27 protein-coding genes and 1 tRNA gene are annotated in these 26296 nt (G+C 72.4%); 10 read left to right on the top strand and 18 right to left on the bottom strand.

The annotated features are described in order from the left end of the window. The first annotated feature begins 98 nt into the window (after positions 1-98). Positions 99-458 carry a hypothetical protein gene (locus ACLHRZ_RS07100; protein ID WP_490417408.1) on the top strand — a complete coding sequence of 120 codons (360 nt, stop codon included), beginning with the start codon at positions 99-101 and terminating at the stop codon, positions 456-458. Then, on the top strand, positions 455-910 hold the full coding sequence (locus ACLHRZ_RS07095; protein ID WP_490417488.1) for a hypothetical protein: 456 nt from the start codon (positions 455-457) through the stop codon (positions 908-910). The genes ACLHRZ_RS07100 and ACLHRZ_RS07095 overlap by 4 nt, the downstream gene beginning before the upstream one ends. 27 nt (positions 911-937) lie before the next feature. On the opposite strand, the gene ACLHRZ_RS07090 is transcribed toward ACLHRZ_RS07095, so the two are convergent. The 3 genes from ACLHRZ_RS07090 to ACLHRZ_RS07080 form a co-directional block, all read right to left on the bottom strand. Then, positions 938-1438, bottom strand: a complete 501-nt coding sequence (locus ACLHRZ_RS07090) for a GNAT family N-acetyltransferase (protein WP_490417407.1) — start codon at positions 1436-1438, stop codon at positions 938-940. A 73-nt stretch (positions 1439-1511) separates the two neighbouring features. Continuing rightward, a complete protein-coding gene (locus ACLHRZ_RS07085; protein ID WP_490417406.1) occupies positions 1512-2042 on the bottom strand; it encodes a sigma-70 RNA polymerase sigma factor region 4 domain-containing protein in 531 nt (176 codons plus the stop codon). 106 nt (positions 2043-2148) lie between these two features. Then, positions 2149-3318, bottom strand: coding sequence for a glycerophosphodiester phosphodiesterase (locus tag ACLHRZ_RS07080; protein ID WP_490417405.1), 1170 nt, complete (start codon positions 3316-3318; stop codon positions 2149-2151). A 220-nt stretch (positions 3319-3538) separates the two neighbouring features. Between ACLHRZ_RS07080 and ACLHRZ_RS07075 the strand changes: the two genes are divergently transcribed. Beyond that, positions 3539-4207: a lysophospholipid acyltransferase family protein gene (locus ACLHRZ_RS07075; protein WP_490417404.1), complete on the top strand. Its 669-nt coding sequence runs from the start codon at positions 3539-3541 to the stop codon at positions 4205-4207. An 87-nt stretch (positions 4208-4294) separates the two neighbouring features. Here ACLHRZ_RS07075 and ACLHRZ_RS07070 read toward each other — a convergent pair whose 3' ends face one another. The 5 genes from ACLHRZ_RS07070 to ACLHRZ_RS07050 form a co-directional block, all read right to left on the bottom strand. Continuing rightward, on the bottom strand, positions 4295-5131 hold the full coding sequence (locus tag ACLHRZ_RS07070; RefSeq protein WP_490417403.1) for an alpha/beta fold hydrolase: 837 nt from the start codon (positions 5129-5131) through the stop codon (positions 4295-4297). Between the two features lie 201 nt (positions 5132-5332). Beyond that, a complete protein-coding gene (locus ACLHRZ_RS07065; RefSeq protein WP_490417402.1) occupies positions 5333-6886 on the bottom strand; it encodes an MFS transporter in 1554 nt (517 codons plus the stop codon). Further along, on the bottom strand, positions 6883-7434 hold the full coding sequence (locus ACLHRZ_RS07060) for a TetR/AcrR family transcriptional regulator (RefSeq protein WP_490417401.1): 552 nt from the start codon (positions 7432-7434) through the stop codon (positions 6883-6885). Before ACLHRZ_RS07060 ends, ACLHRZ_RS07065 begins: the two co-directional genes overlap by 4 nt. A gap of 70 nt (positions 7435-7504) precedes the next feature. Next, positions 7505-8938 carry an argininosuccinate lyase gene (argH, locus tag ACLHRZ_RS07055; protein WP_490417400.1) on the bottom strand — a complete coding sequence of 478 codons (1434 nt, stop codon included), beginning with the start codon at positions 8936-8938 and terminating at the stop codon, positions 7505-7507. Beyond that, positions 8935-10131 carry an argininosuccinate synthase gene (locus ACLHRZ_RS07050; protein WP_490417399.1) on the bottom strand — a complete coding sequence of 399 codons (1197 nt, stop codon included), beginning with the start codon at positions 10129-10131 and terminating at the stop codon, positions 8935-8937. The genes argH and ACLHRZ_RS07050 overlap by 4 nt, the downstream gene beginning before the upstream one ends. A 172-nt stretch (positions 10132-10303) precedes the next feature. On the opposite strand from ACLHRZ_RS07050, the gene ACLHRZ_RS07045 reads away from it, so the two are divergent. The 3 genes from ACLHRZ_RS07045 (at position 10304) to ACLHRZ_RS07035 (ending at position 11798) form a co-directional block, all read left to right on the top strand. After that, positions 10304-10843, top strand: coding sequence for a Uma2 family endonuclease (locus ACLHRZ_RS07045; RefSeq protein ID WP_490417398.1), 540 nt, complete (start codon positions 10304-10306; stop codon positions 10841-10843). 370 nt (positions 10844-11213) lie between these two features. Next, entirely contained in the window at positions 11214-11747 is a 534-nt protein-coding gene (locus ACLHRZ_RS07040) for a hypothetical protein (protein WP_490417397.1), read from the top strand. After that, a tRNA-Pro gene (locus ACLHRZ_RS07035) sits at positions 11725-11798 on the top strand. The genes ACLHRZ_RS07040 and ACLHRZ_RS07035 overlap by 23 nt, the downstream gene beginning before the upstream one ends. A 14-nt stretch (positions 11799-11812) precedes the next feature. Here ACLHRZ_RS07035 and ACLHRZ_RS07030 read toward each other — a convergent pair. Next, positions 11813-13219, bottom strand: a complete 1407-nt coding sequence (locus tag ACLHRZ_RS07030; protein WP_490417396.1) for a carotenoid oxygenase family protein — start codon at positions 13217-13219, stop codon at positions 11813-11815. A gap of 15 nt (positions 13220-13234) precedes the next feature. Then, entirely contained in the window at positions 13235-14266 is a 1032-nt protein-coding gene (locus tag ACLHRZ_RS07025; RefSeq protein WP_490417395.1) for a medium chain dehydrogenase/reductase family protein, read from the bottom strand. Positions 14267-14419: 153 nt separating this feature from the next. Between ACLHRZ_RS07025 and ACLHRZ_RS07020 the strand changes: the two genes are divergently transcribed. Further along, positions 14420-15070, top strand: a complete 651-nt coding sequence (locus ACLHRZ_RS07020; protein WP_490417394.1) for a TetR/AcrR family transcriptional regulator — start codon at positions 14420-14422, stop codon at positions 15068-15070. 67 nt (positions 15071-15137) lie between these two features. On the opposite strand, the gene ACLHRZ_RS07015 is transcribed toward ACLHRZ_RS07020, so the two are convergent. The 6 genes from ACLHRZ_RS07015 to argC are packed head-to-tail and all read right to left on the bottom strand — an operon-like array spanning position 15138 to position 20087. After that, entirely contained in the window at positions 15138-15686 is a 549-nt protein-coding gene (locus tag ACLHRZ_RS07015) for an arginine repressor (RefSeq protein ID WP_490417393.1), read from the bottom strand. A 19-nt stretch (positions 15687-15705) separates the two neighbouring features. After that, positions 15706-16887 carry an acetylornithine transaminase gene (locus ACLHRZ_RS07010; RefSeq protein WP_490417392.1) on the bottom strand — a complete coding sequence of 394 codons (1182 nt, stop codon included), beginning with the start codon at positions 16885-16887 and terminating at the stop codon, positions 15706-15708. Next, on the bottom strand, positions 16884-17792 hold the full coding sequence (argB, locus tag ACLHRZ_RS07005) for an acetylglutamate kinase (protein ID WP_490417391.1): 909 nt from the start codon (positions 17790-17792) through the stop codon (positions 16884-16886). Before argB ends, ACLHRZ_RS07010 begins: the two co-directional genes overlap by 4 nt. Continuing rightward, positions 17789-18940: a bifunctional glutamate N-acetyltransferase/amino-acid acetyltransferase ArgJ gene (argJ, locus tag ACLHRZ_RS07000; RefSeq protein ID WP_490417390.1), complete on the bottom strand. Its 1152-nt coding sequence runs from the start codon at positions 18938-18940 to the stop codon at positions 17789-17791. Before argJ ends, argB begins: the two co-directional genes overlap by 4 nt. Next, positions 18937-19062, bottom strand: coding sequence for a hypothetical protein (locus ACLHRZ_RS06995; RefSeq protein ID WP_490417389.1), 126 nt, complete (start codon positions 19060-19062; stop codon positions 18937-18939). The genes argJ and ACLHRZ_RS06995 overlap by 4 nt, the downstream gene beginning before the upstream one ends. Continuing rightward, on the bottom strand, positions 19059-20087 hold the full coding sequence (gene argC / locus ACLHRZ_RS06990) for an N-acetyl-gamma-glutamyl-phosphate reductase (RefSeq protein WP_490417388.1): 1029 nt from the start codon (positions 20085-20087) through the stop codon (positions 19059-19061). Before argC ends, ACLHRZ_RS06995 begins: the two co-directional genes overlap by 4 nt. Positions 20088-20305: 218 nt before the next feature. On the opposite strand from argC, the gene ACLHRZ_RS06985 reads away from it, so the two are divergent. Then, on the top strand, positions 20306-21526 hold the full coding sequence (locus ACLHRZ_RS06985; RefSeq protein ID WP_490417387.1) for a beta-ketoacyl-[acyl-carrier-protein] synthase family protein: 1221 nt from the start codon (positions 20306-20308) through the stop codon (positions 21524-21526). A 43-nt stretch (positions 21527-21569) separates the two neighbouring features. On the opposite strand, the gene ACLHRZ_RS06980 is transcribed toward ACLHRZ_RS06985, so the two are convergent. Beyond that, positions 21570-22964, bottom strand: coding sequence for an MFS transporter (locus tag ACLHRZ_RS06980; protein ID WP_490417386.1), 1395 nt, complete (start codon positions 22962-22964; stop codon positions 21570-21572). 67 nt (positions 22965-23031) lie between these two features. Between ACLHRZ_RS06980 and ACLHRZ_RS06975 the strand changes: the two genes are divergently transcribed. Beyond that, positions 23032-23940 (top strand): LysR family transcriptional regulator, encoded by a 909-nt coding sequence (locus ACLHRZ_RS06975; RefSeq protein WP_490417385.1) that lies wholly within the window; start codon positions 23032-23034, stop codon positions 23938-23940. On the opposite strand, the gene ACLHRZ_RS06970 is transcribed toward ACLHRZ_RS06975, so the two are convergent. Beyond that, the gene (locus ACLHRZ_RS06970; protein ID WP_490417384.1) at positions 23933-25366 is read right to left on the bottom strand and encodes an aminotransferase-like domain-containing protein; all 1434 of its coding nucleotides are present in this window, start codon (positions 25364-25366) and stop codon (positions 23933-23935) included. The genes ACLHRZ_RS06975 and ACLHRZ_RS06970 overlap by 8 nt on opposite strands. On the opposite strand from ACLHRZ_RS06970, the gene ACLHRZ_RS06965 reads away from it, so the two are divergent. Then, the gene (locus ACLHRZ_RS06965; RefSeq protein ID WP_490417383.1) at positions 25365-26258 is read left to right on the top strand and encodes a DMT family transporter; all 894 of its coding nucleotides are present in this window, start codon (positions 25365-25367) and stop codon (positions 26256-26258) included. The genes ACLHRZ_RS06970 and ACLHRZ_RS06965 overlap by 2 nt on opposite strands. The last annotated feature ends 38 nt before the right edge of the window (positions 26259-26296 follow it).

The raw sequence follows: 26296 nt of genomic DNA, 5'->3' as shown, positions 1-26296 counted from the left end.
TCCGCCAGGGCCGCGCGCGGGGGCCCGCGAGCGGGCCACTACAGTCGTCCCATGCCTGTCATGCCCCATCCGTCCGTCCGCGCCGCCCGGGGGCCGCGGTGATCGACGCGCTGACGCTCGCCGTCGGTCTGACCGCCCTCGCGCTGGCCGCCTGGTGCGGTTTCGCCTTCTCGCGCGACCAGGCCACCAAGGACTGGCACTTCATCGGCATGGCCGTGGTCACCCTGCTCGCCGTGATCCAGCTCGCCGTCGGCGTGGTGCGGCTGGCGGGCGGCGACAAGCCCCACCAGGGCACGACGATCTTCGTCGCGTACCTGCTGGGCTCGGCCGCCGCGATCCCCGCCGCGGCCTTCATGTCGCTGGCCGAACGGACCCGATGGGGCTCGGCCACGGTGGCGGCGGGCGCCGTGATCCTCGCCGTGCTGGAAGTACGGCTCTACGACATCTGGGGAGGCTGACCGTGACCGAGCCCACCACCGCGTCCGACGCCGCCAAGGGCGGCTTCGACCTCGGCCAGGGCCCGGGCAGGCTGCTGGTCTGGCTGTACGGGGTGTTCACCGTCGCCGCCGCGTCCCGCTCGGTCGTCCAGATGCTGCTGGACTTCGGCCGCGCACCGCTGGCCTACGTCCTGTCGGCGGCCGCCGCCGTGGTGTACGCCTTCATCACGTACTCCCTGGTGCGCGGCGGGAACACGGCCCGCAGGGCGGCGCTGGTGTGCTGCGCCGCCGAGCTGGCCGGGGTGCTGCTGGTCGGCACCTGGACCCTCGTCGACCCGTCCGCCTTCCCCGACGCCACCGTGTGGTCGGACTTCGGGATGGGCTACCTCTTCATCCCGGTGATCCTGCCGGTGACCGCCATGATCTGGCTGCGCCGCGCCGGCCGCCCGGACACGGCGGACCGACGGGCCTGACGGGCCGCCGACGGGCCCCGGAGCGGCTCAGGCGCTCGTCACGTAGGCGGGCGCCGCGTCCTTCTCCAGGGTGATGAGGGTCAGTGTGCGGGTGACCTCCTGGGTGCCGACGGGCGCGTAGCCGCAGCGGCGGTACAGGCGCAGGCCGCCCTCGCCGCGGCGGCCGGTGGCCAGCCGGTAGCGCTTGGCCGCGCACTCCTCGGCCAGCCGTTCCTCGATCGCCGTCAGCAGCCGGCCGCCCAGGCCGTGCCGCCGCATCCGCGGGTGCACGATGAGCCCCGTGATGACGGCCGTGCCGTCGGCGCCGGCGGTGCCGCGCACCGAGCCGACGACCTCCGCGCCGAGCCGGGCCACCAGGACGCGGCTCCCGGCCAGTTCGGCGCGCAGGGCGTCGAGGCTCTGGGTCAGCGGCTCGATGGACCAGTCCCCGTGGAGTTCGGCCTCGTCCTGGTAGCAGAGGTACTGCAGTTTGAGGATCTGCTCGGCATCGCTGTCGCCCGCAGCCGAGATGGTCACGCTCATGCCCATGCGCACGCCTCCCGTAATCGCTCCGCCTTCGCAGGAGCCGCCCAGATGCACGCCGCTCCGTGGCGCCGGTTGTCTAACGCTCCTCTCCCCCGCGTCCAGGAGCCGCAATCTCCGCCATGAGCATTCTGCGCAGGCATCCCAGGCAGCGGGAACGTACAGGCCCCAAAGATCCTTGTGAGATACCCAACTCCCCTGCGATTTCTCGGTATGTCGGATCACGGGAGGAGAGCAGGGCCGAGAGCAGCCCGGGACAGCGGCCGGGCAGGCGGCGGACGGCGGCCCGCAGCTGCCGCTTGGTCTCGGCGGCCAGCACGGCCTGTTCCACCCCCGACTCCAGCCGCCCGCCGGACGGTTCGGCGGCGACCGGGTCGTAGGGCACCTCGCGCCGGGCCCGGCGGCGCCAGGCGCGGGCCTCGGCACGGACCGCCGCCCGTATCCGCAGCGCGGTGTCGGCCGTCCGGGACAGCGCCCCGGCACCGCTCAACAGCCTGAGCCAGACGGCCTGTTCGAGGTCGGCCGCCTCCATGCCGGCCGCGTGGGCCTCGGCCGCGCACTCGGCGGCCAGCAGGGGGCGCAGCCGGGTGAGGAGATCGTTCGGCGTCATGCGGGACGGGACATCCGGCCCCGCCCGGGCGGTTTCCGGAACGGTGGGTAATCACTCGTCCGAGTGGATTACCCACCGCCATGAGGAAACCGGAGGAGACCGGAGGTCACTTCTTGAGGAAATCCGCCCGTGCGAACGCCGCCGTGTCGCAGTTGTCCGAGAAGATGCCGTCGATGCCCGTGGCGTAGTAGGCCTTGAAGGCCCCGAAGGCGTCGCCGTAGGCGTTCGGGTCGCTGCCGCACTGGAAGTCCGCGGGCAGGAAGGTGTTCTCGTTGCGCATGGTGTACGGGTGCAGGATGAGGCCCACGGCGTGCGCGTCGCGGACGAGCGTGGTGGGCTTGCCCAGCTTGCCGCCCGCGTCCCGGGGGATGATCTGCTGCACCCACGGCCCGATGCCCTCGGCGAAGCCGGCGATCCACTTCAGGCCCTGCGGCGTGATGAGGTCGGCGACGGTGCGCGGGTCGCCCGCCTCGACGAAGTCCCAGGGGCGGGTCTTGAGGTCGTCCAGCAGGAAGATCTTCGGGGCGTGGACGCCCAGCTTCGTGAGCCGCTGCAGGCTGCCCGGCTCGAAGGACTCCAGGAACTGCGGCGAGTCGGCGCGGTGCCGGCCGTACCGGCGCAGCAGCTTCGCCAGCGGCTCCTCCAGGCCGAGGCCCAGCTTGCGGAAGTAGGTGGGGTGCTTGGTCTCCGAGTGCAGCCAGACCCGCCGGCCGCGCTTGCGGCCCTGCTCCTCGGCCCACTTGAGGACCTCTTCGAAGGTGGGCACGTCCCAGCGGCCGTCGTAGAGGGTGTTGTGCTGCCGGTTGCCCGGGATGCGCTCCTTGGCGCGCAGCCGCTTGAGCTCGGCGAGGGTGAAGTCCTCGGTGAACCAGCCGGTGTGGGACTCGCCGTCGACGACCTTGGTGGTCTTGCGGGAGGCGAACTCCGCGTGGTCGGCGACGTCGGTGGTCTGCGTGATGTCGTTCTCGTGACGGCAGACGAGGTGCCCGTCCTTGGTGGGGACGAGGTCCTGCTCGATGACGTCCGCGCCGTTGTCCAGCGCGAACTGGTAGGAGCCGAAGGTGTGCTCCGGCCGGTATCCGCAGGCACCGCGGTGCCCGATGACCGTCGGCACCGGGAGGTCCTTGTACGAACCGCCCTTGCCGTGGCCGCCCGCGCTCCGCTGCTGCGCCGCTGCCGCCGGGCCCGCCCCGCTGCCCAGGACGACCGCTCCCGCGCCGAGGGCCGCCGCGGCCCCCAGCAACGAACGCCTGCCCGGACGCTGCTCCTGCTGCATGTACGCTCCTGCTCCTTCCTCCGGCGCCGCACTGTCCGGCACCTGTCAGACGAGGTGATCGTAAAGTCGTTCGACCGCTGCCCAGAAGGACATGGCCGAAACAGAGGGCCAACTCACGTCAACACTCTGTTTCGTGTCGCCAACCCGGTGTGCACAGCACCCGTACCCGCGAGTATCGTCAGCGGCTGCGCTGACATGACCACCACGACCGGAGGACCCGTTGTCCCGCATTGTGCTCAAGGCGATTCTCGGATTGCTCATGCGCGTCCTGTACCGACCGAAGGTCGAGGGGGCGGAGCGCATCCCCGGGGACGGGCCGGTGATCCTCGCCGGGAACCACACGACGTTCATCGACTCGCTGTTCGTGTCCCTGATCGTCAAGCGCCAGGTCTACTTCATCGGCAAGAACGAGTACGTCACGGGCAAGGGCCTCAAGGGCCGCCTGATGGCGTGGTTCTTCCGCTCCTCGGGCATGGTCCCGGTCGACCGCGACGGCGGCAACGGCGGTGTGGCCGCGCTGATGACCGGCCGCCGGATCCTGGACGAGGGCAAGGTCTTCGGCATCTACCCGGAGGGCACCCGCTCCCCCGACGGCCGCCTCTACCGCGGCCGCACCGGCATCGCCCGGCTGACACTGATGACGGGCGCGCCGGTGGTGCCGTTCGCGATGATCGGCACGGAGAAGGTGCAGCCGAGCGGCAAGGGGATCCCGCGCATCGCCCGGGTGACGGTCCGCTTCGGCGACCCGCTGGACTTCTCCCGCTACGAGGGCATGGACCGCGACCGCTACGTGCTGCGCGCCGTCACCGACGAGGTGATGAGCGAGGTCATGCGCCTGTCGGGCCAGGAGTACGTGGACATGTACGCCACGAAGGCGAGGGCGGCCTGACGACACTTCGGCTGCGGGTCGGTTCGTGGCTGGTCGCGCAGTTCCCCGCGCCCCTTTCGGGGCACGAGGAACTGCGGAGGACCACGCCTACAGCGCGAAACAGTGCGGCTGGAACTCCGGGTCCGCCGGCCCCTTGCGGCCGAGCGCGTTGAGCACCCACTGCGCCACGACCGGGTCCTTGGTGGCCTGGTCGTGCATGAACGGGTCCAGCGGGCACTTGTCCTGGAGCACGACGTTCGTCAGGTGCTCGGACGGCCCGGTCAGCAGGGCGCTGGTGTAGGGGACGACGACCTCGTCGTGGCGGGTCGTGATGACGGTGTAGTCCGGACCGGCCGGCGTCTCGTCGCCCGCGTTGAGCTTCTTCATCAGGTCCGAGCCCACGCGCTGGTCGAGGCAGGACGGGCAGACGGTGTAACCGGCGGGGATCGCCAGCGGGTTGGTGGTCCCGTGGTTGGACGGGACGATGCCGACGAGGTCGTTCACCTTGTCCGCGCCGCCGAGGAACTTCACGTAGTAGCGCGGCATCATGCCGCCCTGGCTGTGGCCGACGATGTCGACCTTCGCGGCGCCCGTCGCGCCGCGCACGGCCTCGACGAAGTCCCGCAGTTCGGCGGCCGCCTGGGGTATCGGGTCGGTCTCCATGTGCCCGTAGTTGAAGGCGAAGACGCAGTAGCCCGCCTCCTTGAGCTTGGGCGAGAGGGCCGCCCAGTTCTCGGCCATCAGCTTGAACGTGCCGTTGACCAGCACGACCGGCTGCGGGTGGGCCGAATCCGGCTTGCAGGACCAGTCGTTGGCGCCCTTCGGCGGGACGTCGAGCGGCGAGGCGGAGGCGGGTGACGCGGCGAGGCCCGTGAGGCTCAGCGCGGCGGCGGCCGCGGCGGCGATCAGGAACCGTGCTGTGGTGCGCAGGCGCGTGGGACGCATGGGGGGGATTCCTTTGACACAGGGGCGTCCCGGAGGACGCCTCGTCCGAACCGCGTTCGACAATGTCGACCGGTGGACGAGATGTTCTCGGGCGCGTCAGGGCCGCGTCAAGGCAGTTACCGGCTGGTAAACATCACACGGCCCGGGGCTTGAAGCCCCGGGCCGTGTGATGCTGGAATGCTCAATCGAGCAGTGGACGACTCAGCCGCCCGCACCCTCCGCGAGCCGCTGGCCGCGCAGCAGGAACCAGGCCGCGACCGCGGTCCCGGTCAGCACGACCGCACCCACGCCCGAGGCGATCCGCAGCCCCTCGACGAAGGCGTCCTGCGCCGAGGAGAGCAGGGCCGCCCCCGTGTCGGCGGGCAGCCGCCCCGCGGCCTCCACGGCGCCGCCGAGCGACTCGTGCGCCCCGGAGGCGGCGTCCGCGGGGACGCCCACGGGGATCGCGAAGCCGCGGTAGACGCCGGTGACGATCGAGCCGAGGAGGGCGATGCCGAGCGCGGCACCGAGTTCGTACGCGGTCTCCGAGACGGCCGCGGCCGAGCCCGCCTGCTCCTTGGGCACGCTGGAGAGGATCACGTCGGCGGTGACGGTGAACGAGAATCCCGCCCCCACGCCCACGACCAGCAGGACGGCGCCCAGCAGCGGGTAGGGGGTGGTCGTCTGGAGCCAGGCGAGCACCGCCAGCGCGATGCCGATCGCGCCGAGCCCGCCCGAGACCACCGACCGCACCGAGAAGCGCCGGGCGGCCTGCCCGGCCAGCAGACCGGCCGTCACCGCGCCCACGGCCGCAGGCAGTTCCGCGAGCCCCGCCTCCAACGGGCTTCGGTCCTGCACCAGTTGGAGGAACTGGGAGAGGAAGAAGACCAGCCCGGACAGGCCCAGGATCGTCAGCAGGTCGGCCAGTACCGCGCCGGAGAAGCCGCGGTGGTGGAAGAGCCGCATGTCCAGCAGCGGCGCGGGCAGCTTCAGCTGGCGCCGGACGAACCACACCAGCGCGCCCACACCGACGACGGCCGCCACCGCGACGGGCAGGCCGAAGCCGATCGTCGCGCCCTCCTTGATCGCGTAGACCACCGCGATGATGCCCACCATCGACAGGGCCACGCTGAGCAGATCCCAGGGGCCGGGCGAGGGGTCGCGCGACTCGGGCAGCAGCTTGAAGCCGACCAGGACGAGCACGGCCATCACCGGCAGGTTGATCAGGAAGACCGAACCCCACCAGAAGTTCTCCAGCAGGAAGCCGCCGATGACCGGCCCCACGGCCGCGCCCGCCGAAGCCATCGCACCCCAGATGCCGATGGCCAGGCTGCGCTCCTTGGGGTCGTGGAAGAGGTTGCGGATGAGCGCCATGGTGGACGGCATCAGCGTCGCGCCCGCCACGCCCAGCAGAGCGCGGGCCACGATCATCATCTCGGGGCTGGTCGCATAGGCGTTGAGCACCGAGACGGCGCCGAAGGCCACGGCGCCGACGAGCAGCAGCCGCTTGCGGCCGATGCGGTCGCCGAGGCTGCCCATGGAGACCAGCAGACCGGCGATGACGAAGGAGTAGACGTCGCCGATCCACAGCAGCTGGGTCCCGGAGGGCTTCAGGTCCTCGCTGAGGAAGGGCGTCGCCAGGCCGAGCACGGTCGCGTCGACGGCGACGAGCAGGACGGCCAGGACGAGCACGGCCAGCGCGAGCCAGCGACCCGGGCGCGGGGCGTCCGCCGCGTCCGGCGCACCGGACGGCGGGGAGACGGTCTCATGACTCACGGTTCCATCCTCCGTCGCAGGGCGCCCCCGAGCAGCAGCTCGGAGACCATGTGGCTGATGTCCCGGGCGGCCACCCTGCCGTCCTGGACGGACCAGGCGCCGGAGGCCACGAGGCCGTAGTAGGCCTCGGTGAGCCAGGCCGGGGAGAGGTCGAGGCGGAAGGCGCCCTCCTCCTGGCCGCGCCGGAACAGCCCGGTGATCCGGGCGTCGAGGCGGTTCCAGCCCTCGTTCATGCCGCCCTCGTAGAGCTGGTTCTCGCCGTAGAGGAAGGCGAGGACCCCGGCGACGGGCTCGGTGCACGCGATCATCCGGCGCGCGGCGTCCGCCGCGTCGCCCTCGTCCAGGCGGGCCTCGTCCAGGGCCCGGCCGAGCCGCTCGATGCCGTGGTTCTCCAGCGCGCGGACGAGGGCGTCCCGGCCGGCGAAGTGCCGGTGCAGGGTGGCCCGGCTGATGCCGGCGCCCTTGGCGATCTCGTCCATGGAAGCGGTCGGCTTGCGGGTGAGCAGGCCGGCGGCTGCTCTCAGTACCTGGTCTCGATCCACGCTCATGAGACGACGATAACCTGAATGAGACACTGATGTCTCATTCAGGTTATCGATGTCTCAGAATGGGAAGCGATCAGGCGCGTTTGGCGTCCGCCCACTCCCGCTGCACGGCCAGGTCCGTCTTGACCTCCTGCAGCTGGACCACCACAGCCGACGGGGCCGTGCCGCCGCGGCCGTTGCGGGAGGCGAGGGCGCCCGGCACCGTCAGGACCGAGCGGACCTCGGGCGTCAGGTGCGGCGAGATGGCGGCGAACTGCCGGTCCGTGAGCCCGTCCAGCTCGATGCCCTGCGCCTCGCACTCCTTGACGCAGGCCCCTGCGACCTCGTGCGCCACCCGGAACGGCACGCCCTGCTTGACCAGCCACTCCGCGATGTCGGTGGCCAGCGAGAAGCCGGCCGGGGCCAGCTCCTCCATGCGCGCCCGGTTGACGGTGAGGGTCGCCATCATCCCGGTGAAGGCCGGAAGCAGGACCTCCAGCTGGTCGCAGGAGTCGAAGACCGGCTCCTTGTCCTCCTGCAGGTCGCGGTTGTACGCGAGCGGGAGGGCCTTGAGGGTGGCCAGCAGCCCGGCCAGATTGCCGATCAGCCGGCCGGACTTGCCGCGGGCCAGCTCGGCGATGTCCGGGTTCTTCTTCTGCGGCATGATCGAGGAGCCGGTGGAGAAGGCGTCGTGGAGCGTCACGAAGGAGAACTCCTTCGTGTTCCAGATGATCACCTCCTCCGCGAGCCGGGACAGGTCGATGCCGATCATCGCCGTGATGAAGGCGAACTCGGCGGCGAAGTCCCGGGAGGCCGTGCCGTCGATGGAGTTGCCGGAGCTGCCGCGCTCGAAGCCGAGGTCGGCGGCGACCGCCTCCGGGTCCAGCCCGAGGGAGGACCCGGCCAGCGCGCCCGAGCCGTACGGGGAGACGGCCGTGCGCTCGTCCCACTGCCGCAGCCGCTCCGCGTCCCGCGCGAGGGCGTGCACGTGCGCGAGGACGTGGTGCGCGAAGAGCACGGGCTGGGCGTGCTGCAGGTGCGTACGCCCGGGCATGGCCACGTCGGGGTGGGCCTCGGCGAGCCCGACCAGAGCCTCCTGGAGATCGGTGATCAGCCCGCCGATGATCCGCGCATGGTCGCGCAGGTACATCCGGAAGAGCGTGGCCACCTGGTCGTTCCGGGAGCGCCCGGCGCGCAGCTTGCCGCCGAGCTCCGGGCCGAGCCGCTCCAGCAGGCCGCGTTCGAGGGCGGTGTGCACGTCCTCGTCGGCGACGGTGCCGATGAACGTCCCCGCGGCGACGTCGGCCTCCAGCTGCCCGAGGCCCTCGGTCATCCGCTGGAGCTCGTCGACGCTCAGCAGCCCGGCCTTGTGCAGGACGCGGGCGTGCGCGCGGGAGCCGGCGATGTCGTACGGGGCGAGCCGCCAGTCGAAGTGGACGGAGGCGGAGAGCTTGGCGAGGGCCTCGGCCGGCCCGTCGGCGAACCGGCCGCCCCAGAGCCGTACGTCGTTGCTGCCGTCGTCGGTCACAGGGCCAGGTCCCGCTTCGCGGCGATCTTCGAGGAGAGCCCGAAGATCTCGATGAAGCCCTTCGACATCGACTGGTCGAAGGTGTCGCCCGTGTCGTAGGTGGCGAGGTTGAAGTCGTAGAGCGACTGCGCGGACTTCCGGCCCGTGACCACGGCCCGGCCGCCGTGCAGCGTCATCCGGATGTCACCGGAGACGTGCTCGTTGGCCTCGGCGATGAAGCCGTCCAGGGCCCGCTTGAGCGGGGAGAACCACAGGCCGTCGTAGACCAGCTCGGTCCACCGCTGCTCGACCTGCCGCTTGAACCGGGCGAGCTCCCGCTCGACGGTCACGGCCTCCAGCTCCTGGTGCGCGGTGATCAGCGCGATGGCGCCCGGCGCCTCGTAGACCTCGCGGGACTTGATGCCGACCAGCCGGTCCTCGACCATGTCCAGCCGGCCCACGCCCTGGGCACCGGCTCGCTCGTTGAGCTGCTGGATCGCCTGGAGCACGGAGACGGGCTTGCCGTCGATCGCGACCGGGACGCCCTGCTCGAAGGTGATGACCACCTCGTCGGCCTCCCGGGGGGTGGCCGGGTTCGCCGTGTAGTCGTAGACGTCCTCGATCGGGGCATTCCAGATGTCCTCCAGGAAGCCGGTCTCGACGGCCCGGCCGAAGACGTTCTGGTCGATCGAGTACGGCGACTTCTTGGTCGTCGCGATCGGCAGGCCCTTGGCCTCGCAGAAGGCGATGGCCTTGTCCCGCGTCATCGCGTAGTCCCGGACCGGGGCGATGCACTTCAGCTGCGGGGCGAGCGAGGAGATGCCGGCCTCGAACCGCACCTGGTCGTTGCCCTTGCCCGTGCAGCCGTGGGCGACGACGCTCGCCCCGTGCTTCTCGGCGGCGGCCACCAGGTGCTTGACGATCGTGGGCCGCGACAGGGCGGACACCAGCGGGTACTTGTCCATGTACAGCGCATTGGCCTTGATCGCCGGGAGGCAGTACTCCTCGGCGAACTCGTCCTTGGCGTCCGCGACCTCGGCCTCGACCGCACCACAGGCGAGCGCACGCTTGCGGATGACGTCCAGGTCCTCGCCGCCCTGGCCGACGTCCACGGCGACGGCGATGACCTCGGCGCCCGTCTCCTCGGCGATCCAGCCGATGGCGACGGAGGTGTCAAGGCCGCCGGAATAGGCGAGTACGACGCGCTCGGTCACGGGGGTTCTCCTTACGGTGCGATGCGCTGCGCTCTCATGCGCTGGTGGGCATAACTATGCAGTGCGCCGTATGTTTCGTCAATAGCTCGAGGGAGTGAATCCGGTCGGACCAAGCGTCAGCGGCACGGTCTACGATGCGACTATCGAGGAGCCCCAGTCAGGGAGGTTGCCCATGACCGTGCAGTTCGACTACCTGCACAACGCCATCGACCGCGCATCGTCGGTGATAGCGGGCTTCAAGATCGAGGCGGTGGGGGACCGGATCATCATGACGCCGCAGAGCAGCGTTCAGAGCGAGACGATCGCCGACGTGATCGATGCGGCACGGGCCGCGCTCGGCAGGAAGCGTGCATACTCGGACGTTCTCGTCGAATTTCCCGGAGAGCCCGAGCGCTGCCCGGACGTGGCCATCGTCGAAGCAGGGGCGGGGGAGCCCTTCTCCTACGAGGATTTGCTGGCCGCCATCGAAGTCGTCTCCTCGAAGTACGACAAGAGCGACTACATGGTCAAGACAGAGCAGTACGCCCGCTTCAACATCCCGGTCCACCTCATCATCGATCCGTTCCGGGGCGAGTGCGACCTGCTCACCCGCCCGGTGGACGGCACATACGCCACCCGTGACCTGTACAAGTACGGCGAGACCATTCACCTCCGGTTGAGCGACGGCAACGAGGTCGGCATCCCCACGGGCACCTTCGACCGCAGGTCCTGATGATCGGCGGGCCATATGCCCGAATTACGATGCCTCCGTCACAACCGGCCGACGGGGGAACGCGCCACGTGAACAAGCGGACCGACCCGGCCCGCATAACCGTCAAATCAGCCCAGTCCGGGCGCATGCTTCCGTCGGAGATCGCCACAGCCGAGGACTGGGTCGCCCTCGACCTGGCGGTACGCCAGGACCTGTGGTCCTTCCCCTGCACCGACTGGCTTCGCGCCGGGGACGAGCCGCCCAACGAGCCGTCCCTCGCCATCGCCCTCTGCAACCCGAACGGCCACATACGCCAGGCGGCTCTCGCCGCTCCCGGCGCCGCCGCCCTCCTCCCCCCGTCACCGTCCGCTGCGCGGACCGGGTCGAGCCGGTGCGCGAGCAGGCTCGGGAACTGCTGCGGGCCGCCCGCCGCCTCGGGCACCGGATCGCCGTCGAGCAGGGCCGGTTCTCCCCCGCCCGCCTCGCGGAGATCGCCGCTGCCGACAGCGACATCGTCGTCCAGGACGTCTGCGCGAATGCGGCGCTCGCCGCCGCAGCGCAGGACGGGAAGTACGGCGAGACCATCGAGCCGCTCCTCGGCTCCCGCCAGTCCCGCGTCCGCGCGGCCGGCGTGACCGCGCTCAACCGGACCGGGGGCACCGCGCGGGCCACGCCCTTCCTGGCCGACCGCCCCGACCGCGTACCGGGCCCTTGCCGACGAGGACCGTGCCCAGCTGGACGCGCTGCTCGACCGCGCCGCGGCGACGGTCGGCGAGCGCCGGACATCCGTGCTGCGCTGGTACCTGCAGGTATCCCGCTGACCCCGGATTTGGATCACGGGGCGGAACAGGATATTTTCTTTCTGCACGCCCCACCGGGAACAACCCGGAGGGAACGGGCACCGGGACGTGGCGCAGCTTGGTAGCGCACTTGACTGGGGGTCAAGGGGTCGTGGGTTCAAATCCCGCCGTCCCGACCGGATGAGCAGGCTTAAGTCCAGCTCAGAGGCCCTGTCTCCGCAATCGGAGGCAGGGCCTCCGTCGTATCGCCGTAGAGGGCCGAGTCGGGGATCCAGGAGCCGTGGATGCCGGCGGTGACGCGGCGGGGCAGGTGGACGGTGGCGATGCGGCCGAGGTCCGAGGCGTCGAGGACGAGGAGTTGGGAGGCGTCCTGCTTGAGGTCGGAGACGACCGTGAGCAGGTAGCCGTCGTCTTCGCAGGTCGCGCCGGCGGCGGGGACGAAGACGGCCTCGCTGGGGAGCCGGGCGTCCCCGGCCTCGTGGAGGTGGCGGGCGCCGGTCGCGCGGTCGTACTTGACGATGCCGTAGCCGCCGAAGCCGTTGCGGTCGGGGAAGGACACGGCGTACTGGTAGCGGTGCTCGGTGCCGGTGAACTCCTCGTTGAGGGTGGGGAATTCGACCGCGAGGTCGTCGACGGTCCGCTCGTCGACGGTTCCGGCGGTCAGGTCGATCGTCCAGCGGCGGGTGCAGGAGCGGGCGTTGGGCTCGGTGCCCCGGCCGGGGGCGCCGACCCACCAGTTCCACGAGAGCGCGAAGCCCTCGCGGTCGACGGTGGGGCCCTCCAGGACGATGCGGCCCCGGGCGTCCTCGTAGGCGTTGGCGGTGTGCAGCATGTTGCCGGGCGCGATGGGGAACCAGCGGATCCTCTCGGCGCCATGGCGGCCGCGCGGCATCACGCCGATGCGGGCGGGCTGGTCGTCGCTCCAGCCGTACGGGATGCCCGAGTGCTCGGTCGGGTCGAAGGTCACCGAGCCCTCGACGAAGACCACGTGGTGCCGGGTGATCGCGAAGTCGTGCTTGAGCGAGGCGGTGGCACCGGGGATCTCGGCGCTGTGGGTGATCTCCCCCTGCGCGTCGGCCACGTAGTGGATCAGGAACGGCGGGAAGGGGGAGGAGCCGAAGAAGTACAGCTCCCCGGTGGCGGGGTCGGTTTTCGGGTGCGCGGTCATCGCGCTGCGCAGCCGGCCGTCGAAGTCGTGGGCGCCGACGGTGTCCAGGTCCCGGGTCAGCTCGAAGGGGAAGTTGGCCTCGCACAGGGCGAGCAGGCGGCCGGCGTGTTCGATGACGTGGGTGCCGGCCGTGCTGGCCGCCAAGTCGGGTCCCGTCCCGGTCGGGCAGGGGGCGCCGTCGAGGGCGGGGGTGCGGACCCAGCGGTTGCGGTACCACTCGGCGCGGCCGTCGCGCAGGCGGATGCCGTGGACCATGCCGCTGCCCTTGAACCAGTGGGTGGGGGTGACGCCGGGCTTGGGGTTGTGGCTGTTGCGGATCAGCCGGCCGGTCAGCTCCGGGGGCAGGGTGCTCTCGACGGTGAGGCCGGTGGCGGTGATCTCGTCGACGGCCGGCTCGTAGTGGCCGGTCAGGTACGGCTTGCCGGTCATGGCAGGAACCTCGTTTCAGGGAGTCAGGACGACCTTGCCGGTGACGGTGCCGGACTCCGCCAGGCGCAGGGCCTCGGCGGCCCGGCTGAGCGGCAGTTGGGCGGCGATCCGGGGTGCGACGTCGCCGCGGCGGACGGCGGTGAAGACCTCGGTGAGGTCGGCCCGCAGCCGGGCGCGGAAGCGGTTCTTGTCCAGTGCCCTGCCGGCCCAGATGTTGTAGAAGCAGGCGTGGCGCCCGTTGGGCAGGGTGTTCCAGAGCCAGGTGCGGGCGAGGGTCTTCAGTACGGGCCACTGCTTGGAACCGGTGTCGTCGCGGGTGGAGGCGCTGCCGTAGGAGACGAGGGTGCCGCCGGGGGCGAGCAGGTGCCAGGAGTCGATGACGCTCCGGCCGCCGACGTGGTCGAAGACGGCGTCCACCCCGCCGGGCGCCAACTCCCGGACCCGGGCGGGCACGTCGCCGGCACGGTAGTCGACCGGCGTGACCCCCAGCTCCCGCAGGGCGTCGTGGTGCCGGGCCGAGGCCGTGCCGATCACCTTCACGCCTGCCGCGCGGGCGAGTTGGACCAGGACGGAGCCCACACCGCCGCCGGCGCCGTGCACCAGGACGGTCTGCCCGGCGCGCACCCGGGCCTTGCGGTGCAGCATCTGCCAGGCCGTGATGCCGTTGACCACGACCGCCTCGGCCTCCGGCGCCGCGAGGTCGTCCGGGACCTGCACCGCGTCCGCGGCGTCGAGCACCACGTGGCTGGCCCAGCCGCCGACCTTCACCAGCGCGGCCACCCGCCGGCCGGCCAGGCCCGGGTCGACTCCCTGTCCGGTCGTCAGCACCCGGCCGACCAGGTCGTATCCGGGCACGAACGGGAACGGCGGCTGGTCGTAGTACCGCCCGCGGCGCATCTGCTGCTCGGCGAACGAGACGCCGGTCGCCTCCATGGCGATCACGATCTGCCCCTGTCCGGGCTCCGGTACGGCGGTTCGGCGGATCTCCAGACCTTCCGGAGCCACGATGCCCGGCAGAACGACCTGGATGCGGCGCTCGCTGTCCATGATCGCCTCTCCTCTCGATAGATGGCGTAGATGGTTTCGCGTTCGTTAGAAGTTGTAACCGACCGGCGCGCGAGAGTCAATAGCGAGAGTGATAGCCTCTAACCAAGTGGTGGAGTGGTGGTGCTTCAGTACCGCGAGGACGGGAGACGGGTCATGGCCGAGCCGGATACGAGGACTCCGAGGGAGCGGTACCGCACCCAGGTGCGGGAGGAGATCAAGCAGCACGCCCGGCAGCAGATCGCCGCAGCCGGGGCCTCCGCCCTGTCCCTCAACGCCATCGCCAAACAGATGGGCATGAGCGGGCCGGCTCTCTACCGGTACTTCGCCAACCGTGACGAGCTGATCACCGAACTCGTCAGAGACGCCTATCGCAGCCTGGCCGACACCGTCCGCACCCGTGCCGAGGCCGGTGCCGATCTCGCCGGCCTGGCGCACGCCCTGCGCCGGTGGGCCCTGGACGACCCCCAGCGGTACTTCCTCGTCTACGGCACCCCCGTGCCCGGATACCGGGCGCCCGAGGACACCACGCGGATCGCCTCCGAGATCATGGCGCACCTCATCGACGCCTGCGCCGCCGCGCCGTCGCCCGCCGCGCCGCCGTCCCCGCTCGACGCGCACCTCGCCGAGCACCGGGCCTGGGCGGGAGAGCACCCGGCCCCGCCGTCAGCGCTCCGCCGCGCCCTCACCTTCTGGACCCGTCTCCACGGCGCGCTCTCCCTCGAACTCGCCGGCCACTTCACCGGCATGGGATTCGACCCCGCGCAGCTCTACACCGCGGAAACGGAAACTCTCTCCGGCAGTTGACGGTGCGGAGGGCGCGCCCACGCGGGGGCGCGGCAGCGGGACGGCCCAGGAGAGGGCCGTCCCGCGCTCAGAGCTCCTTCTGCGCCAGCCGCAGCAGATGGTCCGCCAGCGCCTGGCCCCCGCCCGGGTCCCGGCTGATCAGCAGGAGCGTGTCGTCGCCCGCGATCGTGCCGATGATCTCGTGGACGCCCGCCTGGTCGATGGCCGAGGCGAAGAACTGGGCGGCGCCCGGCGGGGTGCGCAGGACGACCAGGTTGGCGGAGGCCTCGGCCGAGATGAGGAGTTCGGCGGCGAGGCGGCCCATGCGGGCCTCCGAGGCGGATTCGCCGAGGGGCGCGCGGGGGGTGCGGTCGCCGCCCTCGGAGGGGACCGCGTAGATCAGTTCGCCGCCGGTGTTGCGGATCTTGACCGCGCCCAGCTCGTCGAGGTCCCGCGAGAGCGTGGCCTGGGTGACGGAGAGGCCGTCGTCGGCGAGCAGCTTGGCCAGCTGGCTCTGCGAGCGCACCGGCTGCCGGCCGAGGATGTCGACGATCCTGCGGTGGCGCGCGGTGCGGGTCTGCGGCACGGCCGGTCCGCCGCCGCCGTGGAACGGCTCGGTCTCCTGCGCCTCGGGCATCTTTACGTCAGTCTCCGGATCATCTCGTTCCTCCTGCGGCGTCCAGGACGCCGGGCAGGGCCTGGAGGAACGTCTCCACGTCATCGTCGGTGATGACCAGCGGAGGTGCGAGGCGCACCACGTCGGGTGCGACCGTGTTCACCAGGAGGCCGGCTTCCTGTGCAGCCTGCTGCACCTTCGGTGCGAGGGGCTCGGACAGGACAATACCCAGCAGCAGGCCCGCACCGCGGACGTGGTCGACGAGCGGGTGGTGGAGCGCAGCGATCCCGTCACGCAGCAGAGCGCCCGTGTGCTTGACGCGGTCCAGGATCCCGTCCGCCTCCAGCGTGTCGAGGACGGCCAGGGCGGCCGCGCAGGCGACCGGGTTCCCGCCGAACGTCGAGCCGTGCTGACCGGCCGTCAGCAGGTCGGCCGCGGTGCCGAAGGCGACGGTGGCGCCGATGGGCAGTCCGCCGCCCAGGCCCTTGGCAAGAGTGATCACATCCGGTTCGATCCCGTGCGCAAGGTGGTCGAACCAGTATCCGGTACGGCCGATACCTGTCTGGATCTCGTCCAGGACGAGCAGGGTCCCGGTGGCCCGGGTGATCTCGCGGGCGGCGGCCAGATAGCCGGGCGGCGGGACGACGACGCCGTTCTCGCCCTGGACCGGCTCCAGGATCACCATCGCCGTCTCCGTCGTGACCGCCGCGCGCAGCGCCTCGGCGTCCCCGTACGGCACGTGCGTCACGTCCCCGGGCAGCGGCAGGAACGGCTCCTGCTTCGCGGGCTGGCCGGTCAGGGCGAGGGCGCCCATGGTGCGGCCGTGGAAGCCCCCGGCGGCCGAGACCATGTGCGTCCGGCCCGTGCGCCGCCCGATCTTGAACGCCGCCTCGACCGCCTCCGCACCGGAGTTGCAGAAGTAGACGCGCCCGGGACGGTCCGCCAGGGCGAGCAGCCGCTCGGCGAGGGCGACGGTGGGCTCGGCGGTGAAGAGGTTGGAGACGTGGCCGAGGGTCGCGATCTGGGCGGACACCGCCTGCACGACCGCGGGGTGCGCATGGCCGAGGGCGTTGACGGCGATGCCGCCCACGAAGTCCAGGTAGCGCTTGCCGTCGGCGTCCCACACCGCCGGGCCCTCACCACGCACCAGGGGAATGCTCGGGGTGCCGTAGTTGCCCATCAGGGCACCCTGCCAGCGCCGGGTGAGCTCGTCGTTGGTCACGCCTGCCCCTCCTCCTCGTCCGGCACGACCATCGTGCCGATGCCTTCGTCCGTGAAGATCTCCAGCAGGATCGAGTGCTGGACCCGTCCGTCTATCACGCGGGCGTTGGTGACGCCGTTGCGCACCGCGTGCAGACACCCCTGCATCTTGGGCACCATGCCGCTGGCCAGCTGCGGCAGCAGCTCCTCCAGCTCGCTCGCGGTGAGCCGGCTGATGACCTCGTCGCTGTGCGGCCAGTCCTCGTACAGGCCCTCCACGTCCGTGAGGACCATCAGCGTCTCCGCGCCCAGCGCGGCGGCGAGGGCGGCCGCGGCCGTGTCGGCGTTGACGTTGTAGACGTGACCGTCGTCGCCGCTGCGGGCGACGGAGGAGACGACGGGGATGCGGCCGTCGTCCAGCAGCGTCTCGATGGCGCCGGTGTCTATGGCGGTGATCTCGCCGACGCGGCCGATGTCCACGCGCTCGCCGTCGACGTCCGCGTAGTGCTTGACCGCGGTCATGGTCCCGGCGTCCTCGCCGGTGAGGCCGACGGCCAGCGGGCCGTGCTGGTTGAGCAGCCCGACCAGCTCGCGCTGGACCTGTCCGGCGAGCACCATGCGCACGACGTCCATGGCCTCGGGCGTGGTCACCCGCAGCCCGGCCTTGAACTCCGACTCCAGGCCCATCCGTTCGAGAGCGGCGCTGATCTGCGGGCCGCCGCCGTGCACGACGACCGGGCGCAGCCCGGCGTGCCGCAGGAAGACGACGTCCTTGGCGAAGGCGGCCTTGAGCGCGTCGTCGACCATGGCGTTGCCGCCGAACTTGATGACGACGGTCTTGCCGTGGTGGCGCGTCAGCCAGGGCAGCGCCTCGACGAGGGTCTGCGCCTTGGGCAGGGCGGTGTGCTTCCGGGTCGGGGTGCTCATGAGGAGTACGCGCTGTTCTCGTGGACGTAGTCGGCGGTGAGGTCGTTGGCCCAGATCACGGCGGACGCCGCGCCCTCGGCGAGGTCGGCGGTGATGCGGACCTCCCGGTAGCGCATGTCCACCAGGTCGCGGTCCTCGCCGACCGAGCCGTTCTTGCAGACCCAGACGCCGTTGATGGCGACGTTCAGCCTGTCCGGGTCGAAGGCGGCGGAGGTGGTGCCGATGGCGGAGAGCACCCGGCCCCAGTTGGGGTCCTCGCCGTGGAGGGCGCACTTGAGGAGGTTGTTGCGGGCGATGGACCGGCCCACCTCGACGGCGTCGTCCTCGGTCGCCGCGCCGACGACCTCGATGCGGATGTCCTTGCTGGCGCCCTCGGCGTCCCCGATGAGCTGGCGGGCCAGGTCGTCGCAGACGGTCCGCACGGCCTCGGCGAAGGCGTCCGGGTCCGGGGTGATGCCGGAGGCGCCGGAGGAGAGCAGCAGCACGGTGTCGTTGGTGGACATGCAGCCGTCGGAGTCGACCCGGTCGAAGGTGGTGCGGGTGGCGGCGCGCAGCGCCTCGTCCAGGCCGGCGGCGTCGACGTCGGCGTCGGTGGTCAGGACGACGAGCATGGTGGCCAGGCCCGGTGCCAGCATGCCGGCGCCCTTGGCCATGCCGCCCACCGTCCACCCCTCACCTTGGGCGAAGGCGGTCTTGTGGACGGTGTCGGTGGTCTTGATGGCGATGGCCGCCTTCTCCCCGCCGTGCGGGGACAGCGCTGCGGCGGCCTTCTCGATGCCGGGCAGCAGCTTGTCCATCGGCAGCCGGACGCCGATCAGGCCGGTGGAGGCGATGGCGATCTCACCTGCGTTGTGGCCGAGCACCTCGGCGGCCTTCTCCGCGGTGGCGTGGGTGTCCTGGAAGCCCGCCGGGCCGGTGCAGGCGTTGGCGCCGCCGGAGTTGAGGACGACGGCGGAGACCTCCCCGCCCTTGAGGACCTGCTGGGACCACAGGACGGGCGCGGCCTTGACGCGGTTGGCGGTGAAGACACCGGCGGCGGCCCGGCGGGGACCCTCGTTCACCACCAGGGCCAGGTCGGGGCTTCCGCTCTCCTTGATCCCGGCGGCGATGCCCGCCGCCGTGAATCCCTGTGCTGCGGTGACGCTCACTGCATCTCCTTGTCGGCCTTCTGGGGGGACGGGTCCTGCGGAACGGCACGCCGGGGGCGGGCCGGGGTCTCGCACGGCGCCAGCCGCGCGAGGACGGTGGCGACGATCTTGCGCACGGTCATGGCGCCACCCCCGTGGCCGGCAGGCCGAGGTCCTCGGGGAGGCCGAGGGCGAGGTTCATGCTCTGCAGGGCGCCGCCCGCGGTGCCCTTGGTGAGGTTGTCGATCGCGCTCACCACGACGATGCGGGACGCGTCCTCGTCGAGTACTGCCTGCACCAGGGCGGTGTTGGAGCCGAGGACGGCACCGGTGGACGGCCACTGGCCCGCGGGCAGCAGGCGGACGAACGGCTCGCCCTCGAAGGCCTTCTCGTACGCCGCGCGCACGGCCTCGGCGGTCGTGCCCGGGCGGGCCTTGGCGCTGCAGGTGGCGAGGATGCCGCGGGGCATGGGCGCCAGGGTGGGGGTGAAGGAGACGCCGACCCGCTCCCCCGCGACGGCGGAGAGGTTCTGGATCATCTCGGGGGTGTGCCGGTGGCCGCCGCCGACGCCGTACGGGCTCATCGAGCCCATGACCTCGCTGCCCAGCAGGTGCGGCTTGGCCGCCTTGCCCGCGCCGGACGTGCCGGAGGCGGCGACGACCACGGCCTCGGGCTCGGCGAGCCCGGCCGCGTAGGCGGGGAAGAGCGCGAGCGACACGGCGGTCGGGTAGCAGCCGGGCACGGCGATCCGGCGGGCGCCGCGCAACGCCTCGCGCGCGCCGGGCAGTTCGGGGAGGCCGTAGGGCCAGGTGCCGGCGTGCGGGGAGCCGTAGAAACGCTCCCACTGCGCCGCGTCGGCGAGCCGGAAGTCCGCGCCGCAGTCGACGACCAGCGCCTCGTCGCCGAGTTCCGCGGCGACGGCGGCGGACTGCCCGTGCGGCAGGGCGAGGAAGACGACGTCGTGCCCGGCGAGCGCCGCGGTCGTGGTCGGTTCCAGCACCCGGTCCGCCAGTGGCGACAGGTGCGGCTGCAGGGCCCCGAGGGGCTGCCCGGCGTTGGAGTTCCCGGTCAGGGCGCCTATGCGGACGCCGGGGTGCGCGAGGAGCAGGCGCAGCACTTCGCCGCCTGCATATCCGCTCGCTCCGGCCACTGCCGCGCGTATCGCCATGGGTCCGTCCCTCCTCCTGGGTTGGCATGACTATACGGAGAGCTGCAGTTTTATGCAATACCCGGAGGGGGGTGCGCATAAGGCTGCGTCGATGGTCGAACCCTCTAAATCACGGAAGCCGGACTCCGTGGATCACGGCATTTTTCCTGCAGCTCTGCGCTGGCAGAGTCGCTGACGAGTTGTTTCGAGTTGTTCGACCACAACAAAGGGGGTTGCAGATGAACGGCATGAAGGACGTGGTGGTCACCGGTCTCGGGGCCACCACGCCGCTCGGCGGGGACGTCGCCTCGACCTGGGCCGGGATGCTGGCCGGGGAGTCGGGCATCCGCGCGATCGAGGAGGAGTGGGCGCAGCGGCTGCCCGTCCGGATCGCAGGCCGGCTGGCGGCCGAACCGGCCGGGGTGCTCGACCGGGTGCAGGCCCGCCGCATGGACCGCTGCGAGCAGATCGCGCTCGTCGCCGCGCGCGAGGCGTGGGCGGACGCGGGGCGCCCGGAGGTCGATCCGGAGCGGCTGGCCGTGGTGATCGGCACGGGCACCGGGGGTGCGCTGACCCTGCTCGGCCAGGACGACGTCCTGGAGACCTCGGGCGTCCGTAAGGTCTCGCCGCACACCGTTCCCATGCTGATGGCGAACGGTCCCGCGGCCTGGGTCAGCATCGAGCTCGGGGCGCGGGGCGGCGCCCGCACGCCGGTGAGCGCGTGCGCGTCCGGGGCCGAGGCGATCGCCATGGGCCTGGACCTGATCCGCCTCGGCCGGGCGGACGTGGTGGTGGCGGGCGGCACCGAGGCCTGCGTCCACCCGCTGCCGCTGGCCGGCTTCGCCCAGGCCAAGGCGCACTCGACGCGCAACGACGAACCGGGGCGGGCCTCACGGCCCTTCGACGCGGACCGGGACGGGTTCGTCATCGGCGAGGGTGCCACGGTGGTCGTGCTGGAGCGCGCGGAGTTCGCCGCCGCGCGGGCGGCGCGGGCGCACGCGGGGCTGGCCGGGGCCGGAGTGACGTCGGACGCGTTCCACATCACCGCGGCGCACCCCGAGGGGCAGGTGCGGGCGATGCGCGGCGCGTTGGAGAGTGCGGGGCTCTCCCCGCGCGATGTCGGGGTGGTCCATGCGCATGCGACGTCCACGCCGCAGGGGGACCTGGTGGAGGCCGAGTCGGTGGCGGAGGCGGTCGGGCTGCACGCGGCCGTGACCGCGACGAAGTCGATGACGGGGCACCTGTTCGGCGCGGCGGGGGCCGTGGGGGCACTGGCGGCGATTCTCGCGGTGCGGGACGGGATGGTTCCGGCGGTGCGGAACCTTGAGGTGCTGGACCCGGAGGTGAAGCTGGACGTCGTGGCCGGGGGACCGCGGCGGGGGCGGTACGAGGCCGCGTTGGCCAACGCCTTTGGGTTTGGCGGGCACAATGCGTCGCTGGTGTTCACGCGGGTGGGGTGAACGGGGCGTTCCCGGGGGCTTCGCCCCCGGACCCTCTCGGGCCTCAGACGCGGGCCGGGCTGAGCTTCTCGGGGCGCACCGCGTTCCCCGCACCCGGCCGCAGCCGCACCGCGCCCGCCACCGCCCCCACTGACACCAGCGCCAGCAGGCAGAAGGCCACCCCGTACGCGGCACCCGGCCGCAGCCAATCCCCCGCGCGGAGGGCCACCGTGGCCGCCGCCACACCGAGGCCGGCCGCCGCCTGCTGGGCCGTCGCCTGGAAGGTGTTCGCATGCCGCATCCGCTCCTGCGGGACGTCCGCGAAAGCGATGACCTGGTAGCACGTCAGCCCCAGCGAGCGGGCCGCGCCGCTCACCACGGCCAGGGCGGCGATCAGCACGACCGGCGTGCCGGCGGTCAGGAACCCGCACAGGGCCGTCGTCACGACGACGCCCACCGCGGCGGTCACCAACAGGGGCCGGAAGCCGAAGCGTTGGAGCAGCCGCGTCGTCGCCGGCTTGATCCCGATGTTGCCGACGAAGACGAACAGCACCACCGCACCAGACTTCACCGCGCTCCAGCCGAAGGCCTCCTGGAAGAGCAGCGGCAGCAGGAACGGGACCGCAGCGACCGTGATCCAGAACAGTGAGCCGCCGGACACCGACGCCCGGAAGGCCGGGATCCGCAGGGTGCGCAGGTCGACCAGCGGGTGTCGGGTGCGCAGCAAGTGCCCTGCCGCAGCGGCCGGCAGCACCACGGACAACGCGCCGAACACGGCCACCGGCGTCCACTGCGCATGCGGATCCGACAACAGATGTGCCGTCCAGGTCAGCGCGCCCAGGCCCGTTGAGGTCAGCAGGACACCGGTCCGGTCCAGCCGCGGCGGAGCCGCACGGCCCGGCTCGTCGTCGATCAGGCGCCACGCGACGGTGAACGCCAGCATCCCGAGGGGGATGTTGAGGAGGAACATCCAGGGCCAGCTCGCATACGTGGTGATCAGGCCGCCCAGCAGCGGCGCGATCACGGGTGCCACCAGGGCGGGCCACACGATGTACGCGATGAGCCGGGGTATGTCGGGCTTGTCCGCCCCGGACACCACCATCAGCCGCCCCACCGGCACCATCATCGCGCCCCCGGCGCCCTGCAGGACGCGCATGGCGACGAGCCGGCCGAGGCTCGTGCTCAGCGCACAGCCCAACGAGGCCACGGTGAACAGGGCGATGGCCGCGAGGAAGACGCGCCGGGGGCCGAAGCGGGCGGTCAGCCAGCCGCTGAGCGGTATCAGGACCGCCAGCGTGACCAGATAGGCCGTCACCACCAAGCCGATCGCCGTCGGGGCGACACCCAGTGCGGCACCCATCCGGGGTGCGGCGGTCGACACGATCGTGCCGTCGAGGTTCTCCATGAAGAAACATCCCGCGACCAGGAGCGCGGTGTTGCGGTGTTTGCTGTCGATCACCCGTTCATGGTGAGCGGCACTGACACTTGCCCACAAGTTCCGAATGAGCACATTAGAGTTGCACTCCATGCAACTCCCCGACATGAACCTCCTCCCCGCCCTCCACGCCCTGCTCCGCGAGAGCAGCGTCACCGGCGCCGCCGCCGAGATGAACGTGTCCGCCTCCGCCATGAGCCGCACCCTGGGGCGGCTGCGCCGGGTGGTCGGGGATCCCCTGCTGGTGCCGGCGGGGCGCAGGCTGACGCTCACCCCGCGGGCGCTGGAGCTGCGGCCGCAGGTCGAGGCGGCGCTGCTCGGGGCGCTGGCCGCGCTGCGGCCGCCGCAGCCCGTCGACATCGCCACCGTGGAGCGGGAGTTCACGCTGCGGACCAACGACGGGCTGGCCGTCGTCCTCGGCCCCGCGCTCACCGAGCGCATCGCGCAGGAGGCGCCCGGCATCCGGCTGCGGATCCTGCCCGAGGGCGACGAGGACCCGGCGGACCTGCGCGACCGCATCGACCTGGACATCGGCGCCCTGCCCGGTCTCCCGCACGACGTGCGCAGCAGTCCGCTCTCCCGGCACCGCCACGCCACCGTCGAACGCACCGGCGCCCCGTGGGCGGACGAGCCGTTCACCGTCGAGCGCTTCGCCGCGGTCCCGCACGTCGTCTCCTCCCGGCGCGGCAGGGCTCACAGCGTCGTCGACGAGCGGCTGGCCGAACTCGGCCTGACCCGGCGGGTCCTGGCGACCGTGCCGTCCTTCGTCACGGCCTGCTTCCTCGTGCTGCAGTCCGACGCCCTGGCCCTGCTGCCGGAGGCGGTGGCCGTCCGGGCGGCCGGAGTGATGCCGCTGCGGGTGCGGGAGATCCCGCTGCCCCTGCCGCCGGTCGCCACCGGCATGGCCTGGCACGTCCGCGTCGACGCCGATCCCGCCCACCGGTGGCTGCGGGCCGCGGTGGCCCGGATCGTGGAGCAGGAGGACCGGGCGCTCAACTGAGGGCGGTACGCAGCCGGTTCACCCCCTCCTCCAGCTCCGCCGCGCCCGCCACGCCGGCGAAGCTCAGGCGGACGTGCGGCGCGGGCGGCTCGGCGGAGAAGTACGGGCGGCCGGGGGCGACGGCGACGCCGGCCCGCAGGGCGGCCGCGGCCAGGGCGTGTTCGTCCGTGCCGTCGGGGAGGCGTGCCCAGAGGTGGAAGCCGCCGGGCGGCACGAAGTCCACGGCGGTCTCCGGGAGTTCCCGGCGCAGGGCGGAGAGCAGTGCGTCGCGGCGGGTGCGCAGGGCGGCGGCGACGGCGCGCCGGTGGCGGGGCCAGGCGGGCGAGCCGACGAGTTCGAGGGCGGCCTCCTGGAGCGGGCGGGGCACGAAGAAGCTGTCGACGACCTGGATCGCCCGCAGCCGGTCGAGGACCGGGCCCCGGGCGGCGAGGGCGCCCACGCGCAGGCTGGGCGAGGTGAACTTGGTGAGCGAGCAGACGTGGACGACGATGCCGTCGGGGTCGTCGGCGGCGAGGGCGGGCGGCAGCGGCGGGGCGTCCTCGTGGGCCAGGCGGCGCGCGAAGTCGTCCTCGACGACGAACGCCCCGGCCTCGCGGGCCGCCCGCAGGACCTCCTGCCGCCGCTCGGGGGCCAGGACGGCGCCGGTCGGGTTGGCGAAGAGCGGCTGGCAGACGAACACCCGGGCGCCGCTGGCCCGGAAGGCCCGTTCCAGCAGGTCGGTCCGTACGCCCCGGTCGTCCGCGGGTACGGGCACGGGGCGCAGCCCGGAGGCGCGGGCGGCGGCGAGCATGCCGGGGTAGGCGGGGGACTCGACGAGCACGGGGGCGCCGGGCGGGGCCAGGGCGCGCAGCGCGGTGGTGAGGGCGCTCTGGCCGCCCGCGGTGATCAGGACGTCGGAGGGGGCGAGGGTGCCGGAGGGGCCGCCGATCTCGCGGGCGAACCAGGCCCGGAGCTCGCCGACTCCTTCGACGGGCGGGCGGCCCCACGCCCCGGGGCGGCGCCCGGCCCGGCCGAGGGCGGCGGCCATCGCGCTCTCGGGCTGCAGGACCGGGTGGAGGTAGCCGCTGTGCAACTCGATGACGCCGGGCGGGGGTTCGGCGAGAGTGGCGAGCACGCCGGAGGCGTCCACGGAGCGGGGGACCGCCTCCTCGCCGGTCTCCGCGCTGAGTGCGATCTGCTGCCAGGAGGTGTCGCCGCTCCGGGCGGGCCGTCCGGCCCGTTCCGCGCGGAAGGCGCCGGCGCCGGGCCGGGTGACCACCAGGCCCTCGGCGGCCAGGGCGGCCAGCGCACGGGTGACGGTGACGGGGCTGACCCGGAAGCGTTCGACGAGGGCCCGGCTGGACGGCAGTTTCTCGCCCGGCGAGTAGCGGTCGAGCTCGATGCGGAGAGCGCCGGCCAGTATTGCCACGCTGTTAGGCTCACTCATGAAAGCACAAGATAGCGCTATCGACAGCAGTGCGATAGCGGTGAACGGAGGAACGCTACTGGCCGCGCTCGGCGTGGTGGCGTTCTCGCTGACCTTCCCGGCGACCGCCTGGGCCCTGGAGGGGTTCGGGCCGTGGTCGGTGACCGCGTGCCGGATGACCCTGGCGGGGCTGGCGGCGCTCGGCGCCCTCCTGGCGCTGCGCGCGCGGGTGCCCCCGCGCCGGCACTGGGGCGGGCTGTGCATCGTGGCGGGCGGCGTCGTCGTCGGCTTCCCGCTGCTGACCACGCTGGCCCTGCAGACCTCGACGACCTCGCACGCGGCCGTGGTGGTGGGCCTGCTGCCGCTCACCACGGCGGCGTACGCGGCGGTGCGGACCCGTACCCGGCACCCGCGCACGTTCTGGGCGGCGGCGCTGGCCGGGGCGGCCGTGGTCGTCGCCTTCGCCCTGCTGCAGAGCGGCGGGGCGCCCTCCCGGGGCGACCTCCTGCTCTTCGCCGCCCTGGCGGTCTGCGCCGCGGGTTACGCCGAAGGGGGGCGGCTCGCCCGGGAGATGCCGGGGTGGCAGGTCGTCGGCTGGGCCCTGGTCCTCTGCCTGCCCGTGGCCGTCGCAGGGGCGGCCGCCGCGCTGACCGCCGAGCCGGTGCGGCTCGGCCGGCACGCGGTCTCCGGGCTGGTGTGGCTGGCGCTGGGTTCGCAGTTGCTGGGCATGGTCGTCTGGTACCGCGGCATGGCCGCGATCGGGGTGGCCCGGGCCAGCCAGTTGCAGCTGGCGCAGCCGCTGCTCACGCTGGTCTGGTCGGTGGCCCTGCTGGGCGAGCGACTGTCCCCGGCGGCGCCGGCCGCCGCAGTGGGGGTGCTCGTCTGCATCGCGGTGACGCAGCGCTCACCGTAGACTTGGCAGCATTCCCACAGGGCACGTGTCCAACCTCA

The organism is Streptomyces sp. AM25, from assembly GCF_058146165.1.
The sequence above is the reverse complement of the archived record's forward strand: the minus strand, read 5'-3'. Positions and strand labels throughout refer to the sequence as shown.